The 15,901-nt window shown below is 46.1% G+C and carries 13 protein-coding genes; 3 read left to right on the top strand and 10 right to left on the bottom strand.

Features of this window, described 5'->3' with window-relative positions; genetic code table 11:
• Positions 1-2 precede the first annotated feature (2 nt).
• From ACHA99_RS17445 to ACHA99_RS17430, 4 genes are all read right to left on the bottom strand, one after another.
• Positions 3-770: a nucleotidyltransferase family protein gene (locus tag ACHA99_RS17445; RefSeq protein ID WP_330148371.1), complete on the bottom strand. Its 768-nt coding sequence runs from the start codon at positions 768-770 to the stop codon at positions 3-5.
• Positions 770-1,786 (bottom strand): XdhC family protein, encoded by a 1,017-nt coding sequence (locus tag ACHA99_RS17440; RefSeq protein WP_330148370.1) that lies wholly within the window; start codon positions 1,784-1,786, stop codon positions 770-772. Before ACHA99_RS17440 ends, ACHA99_RS17445 begins: the two co-directional genes overlap by 1 nt.
• A 322-nt stretch (positions 1,787-2,108) precedes the next feature.
• Positions 2,109-3,848 carry a methyl-accepting chemotaxis protein gene (locus ACHA99_RS17435; RefSeq protein ID WP_028761018.1) on the bottom strand — a complete coding sequence of 580 codons (1,740 nt, stop codon included), beginning with the start codon at positions 3,846-3,848 and terminating at the stop codon, positions 2,109-2,111.
• A 145-nt stretch (positions 3,849-3,993) separates the two neighbouring features.
• Complete coding sequence (locus tag ACHA99_RS17430; RefSeq protein ID WP_393944096.1) at positions 3,994-4,638, bottom strand: MBL fold metallo-hydrolase; 645 nt, start codon at positions 4,636-4,638, stop codon at positions 3,994-3,996.
• A 255-nt stretch (positions 4,639-4,893) separates the two neighbouring features.
• Between ACHA99_RS17430 and ACHA99_RS17425 the strand changes: the two genes are divergently transcribed.
• Complete coding sequence (locus tag ACHA99_RS17425) at positions 4,894-6,183, top strand: alpha/beta fold hydrolase (RefSeq protein ID WP_393944095.1); 1,290 nt, start codon at positions 4,894-4,896, stop codon at positions 6,181-6,183.
• Positions 6,184-6,396: 213 nt separating this feature from the next.
• On the opposite strand, the gene ACHA99_RS17420 is transcribed toward ACHA99_RS17425, so the two are convergent.
• On the bottom strand, positions 6,397-8,496 hold the full coding sequence (locus ACHA99_RS17420) for a DNA topoisomerase III (RefSeq protein WP_393944093.1): 2,100 nt from the start codon (positions 8,494-8,496) through the stop codon (positions 6,397-6,399).
• Positions 8,497-8,662: 166 nt separating this feature from the next.
• On the opposite strand from ACHA99_RS17420, the gene ACHA99_RS17415 reads away from it, so the two are divergent.
• Positions 8,663-8,950 (top strand): hypothetical protein, encoded by a 288-nt coding sequence (locus ACHA99_RS17415; RefSeq protein ID WP_028761027.1) that lies wholly within the window; start codon positions 8,663-8,665, stop codon positions 8,948-8,950.
• Positions 8,951-9,217: 267 nt separating this feature from the next.
• Positions 9,218-10,696, top strand: coding sequence for a sodium:alanine symporter family protein (locus ACHA99_RS17410; RefSeq protein ID WP_105252099.1), 1,479 nt, complete (start codon positions 9,218-9,220; stop codon positions 10,694-10,696).
• Between the two features lie 127 nt (positions 10,697-10,823).
• Here ACHA99_RS17410 and purF read toward each other — a convergent pair whose 3' ends face one another.
• The 5 genes from purF to truA form a co-directional block, all read right to left on the bottom strand.
• Positions 10,824-12,338, bottom strand: coding sequence for an amidophosphoribosyltransferase (gene purF / locus ACHA99_RS17405; protein WP_028761029.1), 1,515 nt, complete (start codon positions 12,336-12,338; stop codon positions 10,824-10,826).
• Between the two features lie 57 nt (positions 12,339-12,395).
• Positions 12,396-12,884: a CvpA family protein gene (locus tag ACHA99_RS17400; RefSeq protein ID WP_028761030.1), complete on the bottom strand. Its 489-nt coding sequence runs from the start codon at positions 12,882-12,884 to the stop codon at positions 12,396-12,398.
• A 115-nt stretch (positions 12,885-12,999) separates the two neighbouring features.
• Positions 13,000-13,779, bottom strand: coding sequence for an SPOR domain-containing protein (locus ACHA99_RS17395; protein ID WP_393944090.1), 780 nt, complete (start codon positions 13,777-13,779; stop codon positions 13,000-13,002).
• Entirely contained in the window at positions 13,772-15,043 is a 1,272-nt protein-coding gene (gene folC / locus ACHA99_RS17390; protein ID WP_393944088.1) for a bifunctional tetrahydrofolate synthase/dihydrofolate synthase, read from the bottom strand. The genes ACHA99_RS17395 and folC overlap by 8 nt, the downstream gene beginning before the upstream one ends.
• A 44-nt stretch (positions 15,044-15,087) precedes the next feature.
• Entirely contained in the window at positions 15,088-15,873 is a 786-nt protein-coding gene (gene truA, locus ACHA99_RS17385) for a tRNA pseudouridine(38-40) synthase TruA (protein ID WP_028761033.1), read from the bottom strand.
• Positions 15,874-15,901: the final 28 nt, after the last annotated feature.

Genomic DNA, 15,901 nt, shown 5'->3' with positions numbered 1-15,901 from the left:
ACTCACTCCTTAAGTGCCAACCACGACGCAAGATCGGCTTGGGTATCAATATCAATTGCGGCGCTGGGTAGTGTTATAGCGACTAACGCTCCCTGCTGTGCTTGTTGTTTTAAAATAGATTTAGCCCCGCGATCACCACTCAAGTGAGTGAACAAAGGCAATGTAGAGGCATTAAAAATAGCAGGTACGCCTAAATCATCCAAATAATGGGCGGCAACCTCTTTACCGGTTTCATGCCATGTCAAAATCAGTTGGCGATAATCATCGCAGCTCAAGGCCACTTGGTCAGCGAGCGTCAGCAGCATGGCATCAAAGCCCTGTTCCTTGGCATAACTTGCCGCCAAACTCACAGAGGAGGCAAGGCCCGTTTGCCACTGTGGATTAACTAAAATATCAAAGGGTTGGCGGGAATGAAGCTCGGCTAATAATGGTTGCAATATAGGCTGATGAGCACCGAGTATGATTAATAAAGACGCATGTTGAAGCGAAGGAGTGTCTTGGCGCTCCAAATCTAAATCTTGGCAATAAAGTTGTTGTAAACGTTCAACATGGGTGCTGATGATGGCGTGCTCGCTGATCCCAGTCGCGCTAAGCGATGGTATAAGCTGCGCTAACTTGACCCCCTCAAAGCGCTGACTCCCACCTGCCGCAAGTACCACAATCAGCAGCCGTTTGGATGAGCCTGGCGCTTGCTCTGTCAATGTTTGTTCTGTCGATGTTTGCTCTGTGGATGTTAGCGCAGCAGACTTTTGCGCGGGCGGCAATGTCATCAACGCATTATCTCATCGAGATGTTTTAAGGTCGCGCCATGGAGCACGCCGTGGCACTGGGCCAAAATACTTAAGGCCACTGCGCCCGGTAACTCGCCGCCAAGGGCAAGCCCTGCGGGAGCAGAAAACACTCCAGAAAAAGATTCAGTGCTCAGCCCCGCCATCCCCAGCACTTTGTCCCGTCTGTGAGCAGGACCAAGCAAGGCGACATAGGCAAGTGGATGGGCTTGAATAACCTTCAATGCCGCAGCATCTAAGCCCAAGTTATGGTTCATCACTACGGCACAATCCAATTGGGCGATATGATTCGCGGTTAATTCCCCAGCGGCAAGTTTCACTACATGGGCATGGGGGAAATCCGCCGCTCTGGCATAGGCGGTACGACCATCAAAAACCGTCACTTGCCAGCCTAAGGTATGAGCCATGGCGGCAATAGGCTTAGCGTCGATACCACCGCCAAAAATCCCAAGGTGGAATCTTGGTCTCAGCGGAATGATCAGCGATTCTCCCGCCTCTTGGGTGAAGATGCCCGTGCGGACAAAATCGCTGGCGGGGAACGGTGTCAACGCTTCGGGGTAGAAAGCGGCTTGATATTGGCGCGCATCCGTCCCCGCTTTGACTAATGGCAATTGATAAAAACCCGACCGACCGTGGCGAAAAGCCTGCACTAGCTCCACCAAACCAAGATCATGATTCTCTTTTAAGAGTGGGATCAACATGATATCCACTATGCCGCCACAGCCGAGTCGATAACTGGCATCGGACTCATCGCTTGCATCATAGGTCACGCACGTGACTTGCTTTGTCTGCATGGCCTTTTGGGCATGGCGGCGGAGATCGGCTTCTAAGCAGCCGCCACTTAACATACCCACGCCTTGACCGAACTCATGAAACAACATCATGGCGCCGGGTTTACGATAAGCCGAACCTTGAATTTGGGTGATCACCGCAAGCACCCAAGCGTCATCCGCTAGTGGTAGCCAATGCTCTAGTAAATCTTCGATTTGGTGATCCATCCGCAAGGACTCCATTGGGTTAGGGAGATTTAAAAAATTTAATGCGCTTATCGCTATTGAAACTATCAACCGTTAATAACGCAGCTATCGACGTCTATTTGTCATCAAAACTTGACGCAAGTTTTATCAGCAAATAAAACCGCTTCGTCAAACGCTCGCATTAAACATATGGACAACCAAGTTAGCAAAGGCGTGTGCGTATTGAAAGGAGTAATAGATTTCAAAAAGTGTTGAAGCATAAAATATGTTCAGGGGAAGCTAAAGAGGAAGAATTGACGTCCATGTCTGAGTGGCGTTTGTTCGCAAATCAACCACATTTCATCTAAAACTGGTATTCGCCCGCCTTAGTGCGCAGTATCTGGGATTGGTTGTCTAGACTAATGGATGTCGATTCAATCTGTTCGATAATCTGTGATACTTCACGGGAATTATCGCGGATCACCATCATGCTCGAAGCGATTTCTTTAGAAACCAAGGATTGTTCTTCGGTTGAAGCGGCAACCTGAGTATTGATCCCATGAATCGCTTCCGTACTATGGCGAATATCCTCAAATACTGCCACGATACGTTGCAGTTCTACCCCCGCCTTTTGCATTAGCGTCGCCGCTTGAGTCACAGATGTACCCACTTGATTGGTACGGCTTTGAAGGCTTGCAACAATATCATCGATTTCCTTGGTGGAATCTTGAGTGCGCTGGGCTAATGAGCGAACCTCATCAGCTACCACAGCGAAGCCTCGTCCTTGCTCACCGGCCCGTGCGGCTTCAATCGCGGCATTCAGTGCCAGCAAATTCGTTTGCTCAGCAATTGCCTTAATCACACTCAACACATTGCTGACTTGGGTACTTTCGTTCACTAGATGTGACATAGAGTCTTGAGTATTCCTAAACTCAGTTTCTAATACCGACATGGCTTTCAACGCTTCCGATACTGTCTGTTTACCTACAGTGACATGCGTTTCATTTTCGGCGGCGCGGCTTTCAGCATTCGAGGTGCTCTCACTCACATGCACTAAGGTCGTGGTCATTTCTTCCATCGCACTGGCGCTGGCGTCCAGTTCTCTCGCCACCCGATTTGAGCTTTCACGCGAAATTTGAATTGATGCTTTAGTTTGCTTAGCTAAATCAGCCACCTCTTTTGCAATGCCATCAGTCGTCGATAATGAACTGGCAAGGGAGGATATAAACAAGTTGATTTGATTAACGATTTCGCCAATTTCCCCCTGAGTCGTAACAGAGATCCGCCGCGCAAGATTTTTAGAGCGCTGAATATCGAGCAATTCAACACAGGTCTGCACTAAGGGAGTCACAATCCTGCTTTTAACGATAATAAATCCGCCAACGGCGGCTAAAATCACGATAAATAACACCAGTTGGGACCAGTTTAATGCTGCATGCAGGGAATCGAGTCGGTTATTCACATCACCATCGGTACGTTTATCCAATGCTGTAAAAAACTCATCAATCGGCTGCATGATCTTAGCTTTTTCTCTGTGGTATTGGTCGCTATGTAATAACTCCCTCGCCATGGTTAAGTTAGGCTCACCTTTGATCGTGTAGGTTTGGGTGTTGGGGTCCATAAAAATACCTTTAACGGCATTCATGGCTTTCACTTCGAGGGCGACTAACGCATCTGAGTTTTGCTGAGCTTGTTCAAGGTAACGGAATTCTTCATCAGAAAAACCGAGGGACTTCATTTGCGTGTTTATCGCAATGCTAGCACCGTCGGGTTTTGGCTTATCGCCATAGCTCAGCACCAAATCCCAGTAAATCTGGTGATATTTTTCAGGTCTAGACTTCTCACCATTACGGATAGCCAAAATATCCATATACATTTTTTCGTATTTTTCATCACCCGTTACAGCGTAAGTTCGAGCGAGACGCGTTAGGTCATCGGAACTTTGTCTTAACTCATCGGCAACTTGATAGGACTGATATCGGACGCTAGCCGCATCATTAAAGAGATCGATTTTAGACTTAACATTGAAGCTCAATACCGCAGAAATCACGGCACTCGCGACTATGGTCGAAAAGACCACGCTCATCATTGTTTTTGTTTTCATACTTACCCCAGTAGACGGAAGAACTGCTTTAAGTCTAGAAGGAAAAACAGAAAACATAAAAAAGGTTGGTTTATTAGCTGAAATAATCATTTGATTTGCGAGTGATTATCGCTCACAAATCAAGCAATGCTGAATGGCGTCTCAATTACAGTAAAAGTTGGTCCGCGACAAAGGGGTTATGCTCGCGCTCTTCACCAAAAGTCGACATAGGACCATGCCCAGGAATGAATTCAACCTCGGCGCCTAAGGGCCACAGTTTTTCGGTGATCGAGTGAATTAAATCCTGATGATTTGATTGGGGGAAATCGGTACGGCCGATAGAACTTCGAAACAAAATATCCCCCACCCACGCCAACTTAGATTGGGCAGAGAAAAGTGCGATGTGTCCCGGCGTATGCCCTGGGCAATGCAGCACAGATAAACTTTGCTCGCCCACTTTAACAATATCGCCATCCTGCAGATATTGATCCGGTTCAAAGGCATCGCAATGGGGAAAACCAAAATTTTGGCTTTGCTTAGGTAAGTTATCAATCCAGAATTTATCGGCAATATGCGGGCCAATAATCGGCACATTGGCGGCTTTTGCTAAGGCTTTTGCACCACCGACATGATCGATATGCCCATGGGTAAGGATGATTTTTTCGAGGACGAGTCCAAGTTTCGCCACTTCGTTTTGGATCCTGTCAATATTCCCGCCGGGATCCACGACCGCAGCACACTTGGTTTTTTCACACCAGATCAAGCTGCAATTTTGCTGAAAAGGTGTCACTGGAATAATCTGATACTTCATAGCTTCAATCTCGTGTTATCCATAAGCGATAGATTACGCTAAGAAACTCATCATGGCTCAAATTTGTATCCAAAAAATTGATCTTCACCAAAAGCTAATCAAATAATCCTAGCTTACGACATAAACTATTTTGTCTATACCCAAGTTAGCTGAAGATACGCGTTTCAGGTAGCCTAGGTTACTGCATCTTCAGCTTATTTGGGTATACAATCTGCCAATCACAATAACATGATCCTCTGCCATTAAGGTTGTTTGATGAAACCCGATATTATTCTCGCCGGAGTGCTGGCGAAGAAACACACTTTTACCTTGCCCCTCAACTATCAAAATCCAATTGCAGAGCAAATCCAAGTGTTTGCCAGAGAACTCTGTAGCCCAGAAAACAAAGATAAAAAACTACCTTATATCGTATTTTTTCAAGGCGGCCCTGGATTTGCGGCCATGCGTCCCGCCAGCAACAGCGGCTGGATCCGCCGCGCATTAAAAGAATATCGGGTGTTATTACTCGATCAACGTGGCACAGGCTTATCAACACCGATTAATTACCAAAGCCTGCAACACTTAGATCCCGCAGCTCAAGCGGATTACCTAAGCCATTTCAGGGCTGACAATATCATTCGTGATGCCGAAACGATTCGTGCCCAGCTTTGTCCCGCCGATAAATGGGCGATTCTCGGCCAAAGTTTCGGGGGATTTTGCGTGTTACATTATTTAAGCGCCGCCCCTCAAGGCGTCAGTGAAGCCTATATCACGGGTGGCATACCATCATTAACCCGTAGCAGCGACGACGTCTATCTTGCGACTTATCAACGCGTACTGGCGAAGAATAAACAATTTTTCCAACGCTTCCACGATGCTCAACATCTCGTCACTCGCTTAGCAAAACATTTGCTTGAAAATGAAGTGTATTTGGCAACGGGTGAACGCCTCACGGTTGAAATGTTGCAACTGCTGGGTATTAATATTGGAATGGAGCAAGGGCCTGAATCGGTTTATTATTTGCTTGAACAAGCCTTGATCAACACGGCTTCAGGGGCAGTCGTTAACCCGTTATTTTTAAATCATTTCGCTCAAATGCTCGATTACAACACTAACCCGATTTTTGCTCTGTTGCATGAAGCCATCTACTGTCAACACTCGGCTTCACAATGGTCGGCACACAGGGTTAGACAGCAATTCCCCGCCTTTAACTATCAACAAGGTAAACCGTTTTTATTCACAGGTGAGATGATATACCCATGGATGTTTGACCAATTTAGTCACTTAGTGCCGCTTAAAGCCGCGGCAGAAATCCTTGCCCATAAATCAGATTGGCCAACACTTTACAATCTAGAGCAACTGGCACAAAACCGAGTCCCTGTTGCAGCGGCCATTTACAGTGAAGATATGTTTGTAGAGATGCAATACAGTTTAGAAACCACAAAACAAGTTGGCAGGCTAAAGTATTGGTTAACATCAGAATATGAACATAACGGCATTCGCATGGATGGAGAACGCATACTGGATAAACTCATCAGCTTAAACCGAGGCGACACCCTAAGATAAATATGAGCTTTAAGGGCTAATTAAGTTAATGCTGAGATTATATGCCTGCTCCTCATCAGTTGAGTGATTTTGGCAAGCTTTAACGACCTATTTCCGTATGAGTAAACCGTTTTGGTTTACTCTTTTTTTTTTGCCCAAATTCAGTGCTATGAAAGTGTTATAGCTTAAGGTCGAATATCCCCCTACAACAGAATCACAACGCACTCGTGACGATTAAACCTCTGTAGCCACTTTGCGTGTTTGACTCCTTGCGCCAGTACTAGCCACTGACTTCTTAACACTGCTTTTAGCTGTACTTGTAGTGCCTGCCCGTTTTGCCGAACTCGAGGCTTTGCGGTAAGGCGACTTACGATAACCAGATTTATTACTTGCCGTTTTACGATAACCTTGGCCTTGTAAACCATTAAGCGCGGTTGGCAGTTGTGCGCCTGCATTCTGGATAAGCGTGGATAAGGTGCCGAGCAGTGGTTGCATAAAGGCTTGATAAGAGGTTTCTTTATGGCAAATGCCGTTCAGGCTCGCTTCCCAAAGCGCTGTCATATCCGGCGTAGTCGCACTCGCGGGCAAGCTGTTAATCAATCCTTTCCCCACGTCTGTCGAGACAATAGATTTACCTAAGCGTTGTAAAAAACCGCGTTTGAACAGCAATTCGATAATACCTGCACGGGTGGCCTCTGTACCTAATCCATCGGTTTCTTTAAGAATTTTACGGATCTCAGGATCGGTCACATAACGGCTAATACCCGTCATAGCACCGAGTAAAGTGGCATCGGTAAAGGCCTTTGGTGGTTGAGTATTTTTCTCCAACAATTCGCCTCGAGTACAATGCAAAGCTTGCCCCAATTTCAACGGCGGTAATTGGCCGATAAACTCGTCATTCTCCTCATCGTCCTTACCTGTGCTTTCTTCCGTCGACTTGTTGCCATTCGCCTTACTGCCATTTGGCTCTTGGCGGGCAAAGAGTTGCTTCCAGCCGAGGGATTTATCCTGACGCGCCTTGGTATTAAATAAGCCACCCTCGATTGTCACTTGCACTGTGGTTTCACTGTAACAATAAGCCGGATAAAACTGTGCTAAGTACTGGCGAGCAACATGAAGATATAACTGCCTCTCACGCTGACTCAAGCTAGATAAGTTAGCCGTCTTCTCTGTGGGGACGATTGCGTGATGGGCGTCCACTTTTTTATCATCCCATGCTTTAGATTTAAGACGGGGATCGGGTGCATCAGCACCTTGCAATAACTCAGCAGCACCGTCACTTATCGCCTTAAGTACCGAAGGCGCAAGGTTATGTTGCTCAACGGGTAAATAACGACTGTCGGAGCGTGGGTAAGTAATGAGTTTATGGCGTTCATACAAACTCTGGCAGGTATCGAGCACATCCTTAGCACTCATGCCAAACCGTTTCGCCGCATCAATTTGCAACGCGGATAAGCTGTAGGGCAATGGTGGATTCTGTTTCTTGTCCTTAGCCACTAATTGAGTGACTAAGGCTGGTTTATCACTGATGCGACTCACCACATTTTGCGCTAGCCCTCTCGCTAACACTCGTCCTTCTTCATCCATATAAGGCTGACAAGCTTCGCTAGGTTGCCACTTGGCGCTGAAGGTTTCTTGCTTCTCGGTCGCCAAATGCGCCAGTACTTCATAAAAAGGCTTAGATTGAAAGTGGGCAATCTCTTCATCACGGCGCACCACTAGCCCAAGCAATGGCGTTTGTACTCGGCCGACGGATAACACGCCTTGATAACCGACCTTTTTACCTTGGATGGTGTACGCACGCGTCATATTCATGCCATAGAGCCAATCGGCACGACTGCGGGCTAAGGCAGATGTGGATAAAGGAATAAACTCGCGATTACTGCGTAGTTGCGTTAGAGCCCGTTTTACAGCTTGTGGGTTTAAGTCACTGATCAGTAAACGCTGGGTTTGATGTAGCTTGTCCCCCGTCACGCCAAGATAGGCAATCACTTCATCCACGAGTAACTGCCCTTCGCGGTCGGGATCACCCGCGTTAACCAGCGTGTTGGCTTGTTTGACTAATCGTTTTAGCACTGTGAGTTGGCTGCGGGTCGCAGCCTTAGGTTTTAGTTGCCACTTGTCTGGCACTATTGGCAAATGCTCGAATTTCCAAGACTTAAATTCGGGATTATAGGCATCAGGTTCTGCTTGCTCGAGCAAGTGACCAACGCACCAAGACACACAATCGCCATTGGCGGCTTCGATAAATCCATCGCCTTTTTTATGGGGTTTAGGCAATACATCGGCAATGGCCCGCCCTAGGCTAGGTTTTTCTGCGATATAGAGAATCATACAAACACCAAGCACTGGATATAATTACAGTATAATTTAGCCCAAACGCCAGTTGAGTGCAAATTTCTGTAGTAAACCGAGCTTAAATGTAAAAGCTTAAGTGTAAATTCAATTGCGAATGATTCTCAACAATGCATAAGATACACTAAATAACTAAGGAGTGACTATGAGACAGTTTGCAATAAATGCGCGACAGGCTATGACAATAACTCCAGCATTAATATTAAGATTCAATCAGTTATTGATATTCCATAGCTTAATGTTACTCGCAATAAGCATGCTCACCAGTACCTGGCTGGGACAAATGAAAATCATCGATATGCCGTTAGCATGGGGATTCATTCTCGTCATTCCTATTGCTGTGAGTTTATCTCTATTACTCAGCCACCAAATCACGCGCCATAGCTTAAGCAGCTTATTCGGCGTATGGATGCTACTTTGGGTAATGGGATAACTGACATTCATAATAAATCACTACCGTATTTCGAGTTAACTCGCCCCTCCGCTCTATTTACCCATGCTAAAACTCAATTTCAAAACACATTGGTTTCAAATATTTAACACTTTAACTATGAAGCTCCCTAAAAAATAGTTATGTTGAGTATCTTGGATATTTACAAAAAATGTCTTAATCAAAAGTGAATGTCCTAACTCAACATCTGTTGAATAACCGTAAACCTAAAAACTCTGCTAAAACAACACAATAAAGGAATCGGAGTCTATGAATGAGATTGTCAACGCGATCAATAGTGTAATTTGGAGCCCTGCACTTATTTTTCTTTGCCTAGGTGTCGGGCTCTATTTCTCCCTTCGCACTCGATTTTTACAGCTGCGCCATCTGCCAGAAATGATCCGCCTGATGTTTGATGGTAAGAGTACTGATGCGGGAGTGTCATCTTTTCAAGCACTCGCGATGACATTAGCGGGTCGAGTCGGTACAGGTAACATTGCAGGGGTTGCCACAGCAATCACCTTTGGTGGTCCTGGCGCTTTATTTTGGATGTGGATGGTTGCCTTTCTCGGTGCCAGCTCCGCCTTCGTTGAATCGACCTTAGGTCAAGTCTATAAAGAAAAAATCAATGGCGAGTATCGTGGTGGGCCTGCTTTTTATATTGAAAAAGGCTTAGGCATGAAATGGTATGCATGGGTATTTGCAATTGCGACCATATTTGCTTGCGGGATCCTGCTGCCGGGCGTACAAGCTAACTCGATTGGTTCAAGTTTAAAAACCGCTTTCAACATAGATCCTAATGTGACTGCAGCCATACTGGCTATGCTTCTTGGTTTTATCATTTTTGGCGGTGTAAAACGTATCGCTCACTTTGCCAGTGCCGTCGTCCCCTTTATGGCACTGGGTTACATCATAGTGGCTTGTGTCATCATAGCGCTAAATATTGGCCAGCTACCGGGTATTTTATGGTTAATTATCAAAAGTGCCTTTGGCTTTGATGCGGGTTTTGGTGCCATTTTAGGCTTAGCCATCATGTGGGGGGTAAAGCGGGGTATTTACTCCAACGAAGCGGGTCAAGGTACAGCGCCACATGCCTCATCTGCAGCGGCGGTAAGCCATCCTGCCAAACAAGGGTTAGTTCAAGCTTTTTCTGTGTATATCGACACCTTATTCGTTTGCTCTGCAACAGGTTTCATGCTGCTCATTACAGGACTGTATAATGTTCAGGGCCCAGACGGTGCGGCGCTCTATACCGGCATTGCCGGAGTCGCTGCAGGACCTGGCTACGTACAAACGGCAATGGAAAGTATGATGCCAGGATTTGGCAATATCTTTGTGGCTATCGCACTGTTCTTCTTCGCCTTTACGACCATAGTGGCTTATTACTACATTGCCGAGACCAACATTGCCTATATTAACCGTAAAGTAAATCATCCTTGGTTCATGGTCGTTCTCAAAGTCGTAATCATTGGCTCAACCGTATACGGCACAGTTAAAACGGCTGATATGGCTTGGGGAATGGGCGACATTGGTGTTGGACTCATGGCATGGCTCAATATTATTGCCATTATTCTATTGAGGAAAACCGCATTCACTTGCCTTAAAGATTATGAATCACAGCAGGCACTTGGCATTGAGCCACTTTTTGATCCGGTAAAACTGGGTATTAAAAATGCGGATTACTGGGTTGAACGTAAGCACGCTGAAGAAAATGTAATGACTGAAACAGCGCAACGCATAAATACGTAGACGTTATCACGATGATCCGTTAAGCAAATATAAGCCATTAAAAAGCCAGTGATTTCTCACTGGCTTTTTTTGTATCGTTTAGAACAAAAAGGACACAAACTTTACGATACTGAATTACCCACAATCCTTATGGGTGACAGACGTTATGCAGCTCTAAGTTAGTGCCAATATCTTTATTTCGATCGGCTTTAGCATCGTCATTTCGCAGTTGCGTCAAGTGATCTAAATACGCTTGGTCAACGTCGTTCGTGATGTAGTGACCATCAAATACGGACGTTTCGAAACGTTTAATCGCAGGATTCTCCATTCTTACCGCTTCAATTAAATCGGGTAAGTCTTGGAAAATAATGCCATCAGCACCAATTAACTTGGCGATTTCATCGGCATCACGACCGTGTGCAATAAGCTCATTCGACGTTGGCATATCAATACCGTACACGTTCGGGAAACGAATTTCTGGTGCGGCAGAGGCAAAGTACACTTTCTTAGCACCTGCTTCACGGGCCATTTCGATGATTTGCTCAGAGGTCGTACCGCGAACGATAGAGTCATCCACCAACAGGACATTTTTGCCTTTGAATTCAGTGTTAATCGCATTCAACTTGCGACGCACTGACTTCTTGCGCTCCTGTTGACCAGGCATGATGAAGGTACGGCCAATATAACGGTTTTTCACAAAACCTTGGCGGTACGGTAAGTCCATGCAACGGGCAATTTCCAGCGCGATATCGCAAGAGGTTTCAGGAATAGGAATAACCACGTCGATATCGTGATCGTACCATTCCTTCTTAATCTTCTCGCCAAGCTTAGCGCCCATGTTGACGCGACTTGCATATACAGACACTTTGTCGATCGTCGAATCTGGACGGGCAAAATAAACAAATTCGAAGATACAAGGTGCATAGCTAGGCTCGGCTGCACATTGACGGGTATACAGCTGGCCGTCAATTGAAACATAAATCGCTTCACCCGGTGCAACATCACGCATCACTTCAAAGCCAACGGCATCGAGTGCCACACTTTCAGAAGCCACCATGTATTCAGTGCCAGTGGCAGTTTCGTGCTTACCTAATACCAAAGGACGAATACCAAATGGGTCACGGAACGCAACTAAGCCTTGACCAATAATCATGGCAACAACCGCGTAAGCGCCACGAGCTTGTTGGTGTACGTTAGCGACCGCATCGAACACTTCTTCCGACGTCAGAGTCAAACTCGTGGTTTTTTGCAGTTCGTCGGCGAGCAGGTTTAACAAGACTTCAGAATCCGAAGTGGTGTTCACATGACGACGTTTTTTGATCAGCCCTTCGGCTAATTCGACTGTGTTGGTTAAATTACCGTTATGGGCTAATGAGATCCCAAATGGCGAGTTAACATAGAAAGGCTGCGCTTCAGATGCGCTTGAACTGCCCGCAGTTGGATAACGCACATGGCCAATACCCGCATTACCTTGTAGGCGTTGCATATGTTTGACTTCAAAAACGTCTTTAACCAAACCATTGGCTTTACGTAGTCTGAAAGCACCACGATCAATGGTCACAATACCTGCCGCATCCTGACCTCTGTGCTGCAACACTGTCAGTGCATCATAAATGGTCTGATTAACCGATGATTGGCCAACTATTCCGACGATACCACACATGGGTAAGCTTCCTCATTGTAAGATGTTCTATCACTTAGGATTATTTTATTTTCTTTCTTATAGTTTGGGTACAAAGCTGGAGGTATTTTCCAAATAGTCAAAAAACCATTGAATAACAACGCCAAATTCGGGTACTAGCACAGAATCTTTCCACCATTGGGAGTTGGGAGAGCCTGTAAAAGCATCCATGAAAAACAACAAGGCGCTAACAATAAGCGCGCCTCGAATAGCACCGAAGCACAAGCCCAAAAGCCTGTCTGTGCCAGATAATCCGGTTTTGACAACAAGTTGTCCGAGAATATAGTTAACTAAGGCACCGAGTACCAAAGTGGTAATAAAGAGGATGGCAATAGAAACGCCATTACGCAGCATCTCATCGTTCATTTGTGTTAAGTGAACGGCAAGATCTTGGTAAAATTGGCTGGCAACAAAGAAAGCCGCAAACCATACCACTAAGGACATGGCTTCTTTGGCAAATCCACGGATCAGACTGATGAGAGTCGATAATCCGATGACGAATATGATAGCGTAATCAATCCAAACCATTGAGATGGCTTTCCGACATGGGCTTTAAGACGGCGCGATTCTACCAGAGACTGAAACGATTCTCACCCCTAGTGAGGTAAATAAATCATTTTCAGTCTCGTGTGTTGTATCACCATTAAGATTCTAAGGGATTAAAAGGAACAATCCAGCCCTTGAGACGTGTAAGGTTTTCCACCTCAACTTGTACTTTCTTCAGCTTTGCCTCAGACACATCGGGTCCGACAAACACTTTGGTTAATACGCCATCTTTAGGGTTTTCAGGAATAGTGTACGCTTTAAAACCACTCTTACGCAGCTGTGCAACCAAGGCTTTAACATTCGTTGCGTTGTTAAAACTGCCAAGCTGCAAGGTAAAGCCACTTTTCAAGCTGTCACGGCTGACCACTTTAACGGCATCCTCTTTGGCTGCACTGGCTTTGGACGTTTCTGCTTTCGGCTTTTCAGCCTTAGCCACAGTAGTCGCTTTAGCGTCCGCTTTTTTAGCCGGCTCAGTTTTTACAGTGGCTTTAGGCGGCTCTTTTTTAGCTTCAGGTTTCGTTTCAGGCTTAGGCTTAGGCTCTGCATTTTTAACATCAGGCTTAACGTCTTTCTTAACATCTTGCTTTGCGACTTCGATTACTGGCGCAACGGCAGACTTTTCATTGTCAGCATTAACTGGCATTTCGGCTAAGGCGACCTCAGTCCCATTCAGCGCAGCAGCATCCTCGGCCGACAAGACTTCAAACATATCATCGTCGGCTTTTTGCTGCTCAATCACGGTCGGGCGCAAAGGAATTTCGGAAAACTGCTCTTCTTGGCGATCTTTTTTTCCATCCAAAATATCCGGCAAAAAAATTACCCCAAGCGCAACCAGCACCACAGTGCCGACTAAACGATTATGAAACTGGCTAGACAAAACTGACTTCCTGCATAAATTGAGACTTAAAACCTGCCACAGTGTAAAAGGAGCCAAACACAATTACCACATCATCTGGGTTAATTTGCGCTTTTAATGCAGACCAAGCCTCAGATATGTCCTCAAACTCAAATGCAACAGCCTCAGTGGCTAATGTTTTGCGTAGCATGGCCGAACTCGCGCCACGCTCACCGTGCAGACTGACCAAATACCAAGTGTCGATCAGAGGGTTGATCACAGGCAACACACCTGCGATATCTTTATCCTTCAACATGCCGCAAAGGGCGAACACGCGCTTATCCACAACGATTGGCGCTAACTGTTGTACCAAAAACCGCGCCGCATGGGGATTATGGGCAACATCGAGTAACACTAACGGCTTCTCACTCACCCGCTCTAATCGACCCGTTAACCGAGCCGTGCTAATACCCTCAGCAATAATTGAAGGCGTGATATCCGGCCAGCCCTGTTCAATCACTGCCAATACAGTCGCCGCATTAGGTAATGGCAAAGTTGGTAACGCTAAATCGTGCAGTTTGAGCACTTGACCTTGAAAATCCCACAGATTGCCATGGGCTTGATAACTGAATTCGTTACCGACGCGATACAAGATGGCGCCAACCTCATTGGCGACATCATTGACAGTGTGTGGCAAGTTGGGTTCACCTACAATGGCAGGTTTACCACGGCGGAAAATGCCCGCCTTTTCACGGCCCACAAGCTCACGGGTATTACCGAGATAACTTTCATGGTCTAAATCGACCGACGTCAGTACGCTAATGTCGGCATCGATAATATTGGTGGCATCTAACCGTCCACCTAAACCGACTTCTAAGATAACCACATCAAGCTGAGCGGCTTTAAAGAGTATCAAGCATGCAAGCGTAGCGTACTCAAAAAAGGTCAGAGAAATATCGCCGCGCGCGGCTTCAATTTGCTCAAATGCCGTAACAAAATCGCTATCACTGACATCGCTACCATTGATACGCACTCGCTCGTTGTACTTCAGCATGTGTGGCGAACTGTATACGCCCACCGTCAAACCCGATAAGCGCAGAATATTTTCGAGCATGGCGCAGGTGGTGCCTTTGCCGTTCGTCCCCGCCACTGTCACTATCTTGGTTTGACCTAAATCCAAAAGACCCAGGGTTTGCGCGACCTTAGAGACACGGGTTAACCCCATATCGATTTCGATTGGATGTATAGATAGCAAATAATCCAACCACTGTTCCAATGCTGCATTTGACGCTGGTACTGTAAGCATGTCCGTATATCCTCGTATTCGATTATCTCTCAAATAAGATCTTTTCAATCCAACATGAATAATGGCCCAAGGGCGAGCTTAGGTAATTGATATTGTTCTGGATAAGTCACATCAACTAAATAGAGTCCATGGGGTTTAGCCGTGGCTGCGGCTTGGTTTCTGTCTTTTAACGCGAGCAAATCGCCCATCCAAGTCAGTGGCTGATTACCTAGACCGATTTCTAACAATGAACCGACAATATTGCGCACCATGTGATGCAAGAAAGCATTCGCAGCGATATCAACAATCACATACATACCTTGGCGCGTGACATTAACGCAATGCACATTACGAAACGGTGTTTTCGACTGACACTGGACAGCGCGAAAGCTGGTAAAATCCTGCTCACCCAAGAGTGCCTGTGCCGCTTGGTGCATTTTGTCAGCATCGATATTGCCGTGATAATGGCTTACACCATGGCGTAAAATCCCAGGGCGAAAAGTGTGATTATAAATCACATAGCGGTAGCGTCTGGCGGTGGCCGAAAAGCGCGCATGGAAACTGTCGTCGACTTCTTTGACCCAACGAACGGCAATATTGTCGGGCAAATTAGCATTCACCCCTAAGGTCCATGCGCCTTCATTACGAATGGCATTGGTTTCAAAATGGACCACTTGGCCTGTGGCATGCACGCCCGCATCGGTACGGCCAGCGCAGAAGACGCCGATAGGCTCATTGGCCACTATCGATAACGCCCGTTCTAATTGCCCTTGTACTGAATCGACTTCGGCCTGACGTTGCCAGCCAAAATAACCATTACCGTCATATTCAATACCTAATGCAATCCGCATCCACTTATCCTCACAATTGATTTAGCGG

It is taken from the genome of Shewanella sp. S23-S33, from assembly GCF_043359565.1.
GTDB classification, from domain to species: domain Bacteria; phylum Pseudomonadota; class Gammaproteobacteria; order Enterobacterales; family Shewanellaceae; genus Shewanella; species Shewanella oncorhynchi.
The sequence above is the reverse complement of the archived record's forward strand: the minus strand, read 5'-3'. Positions and strand labels throughout refer to the sequence as shown.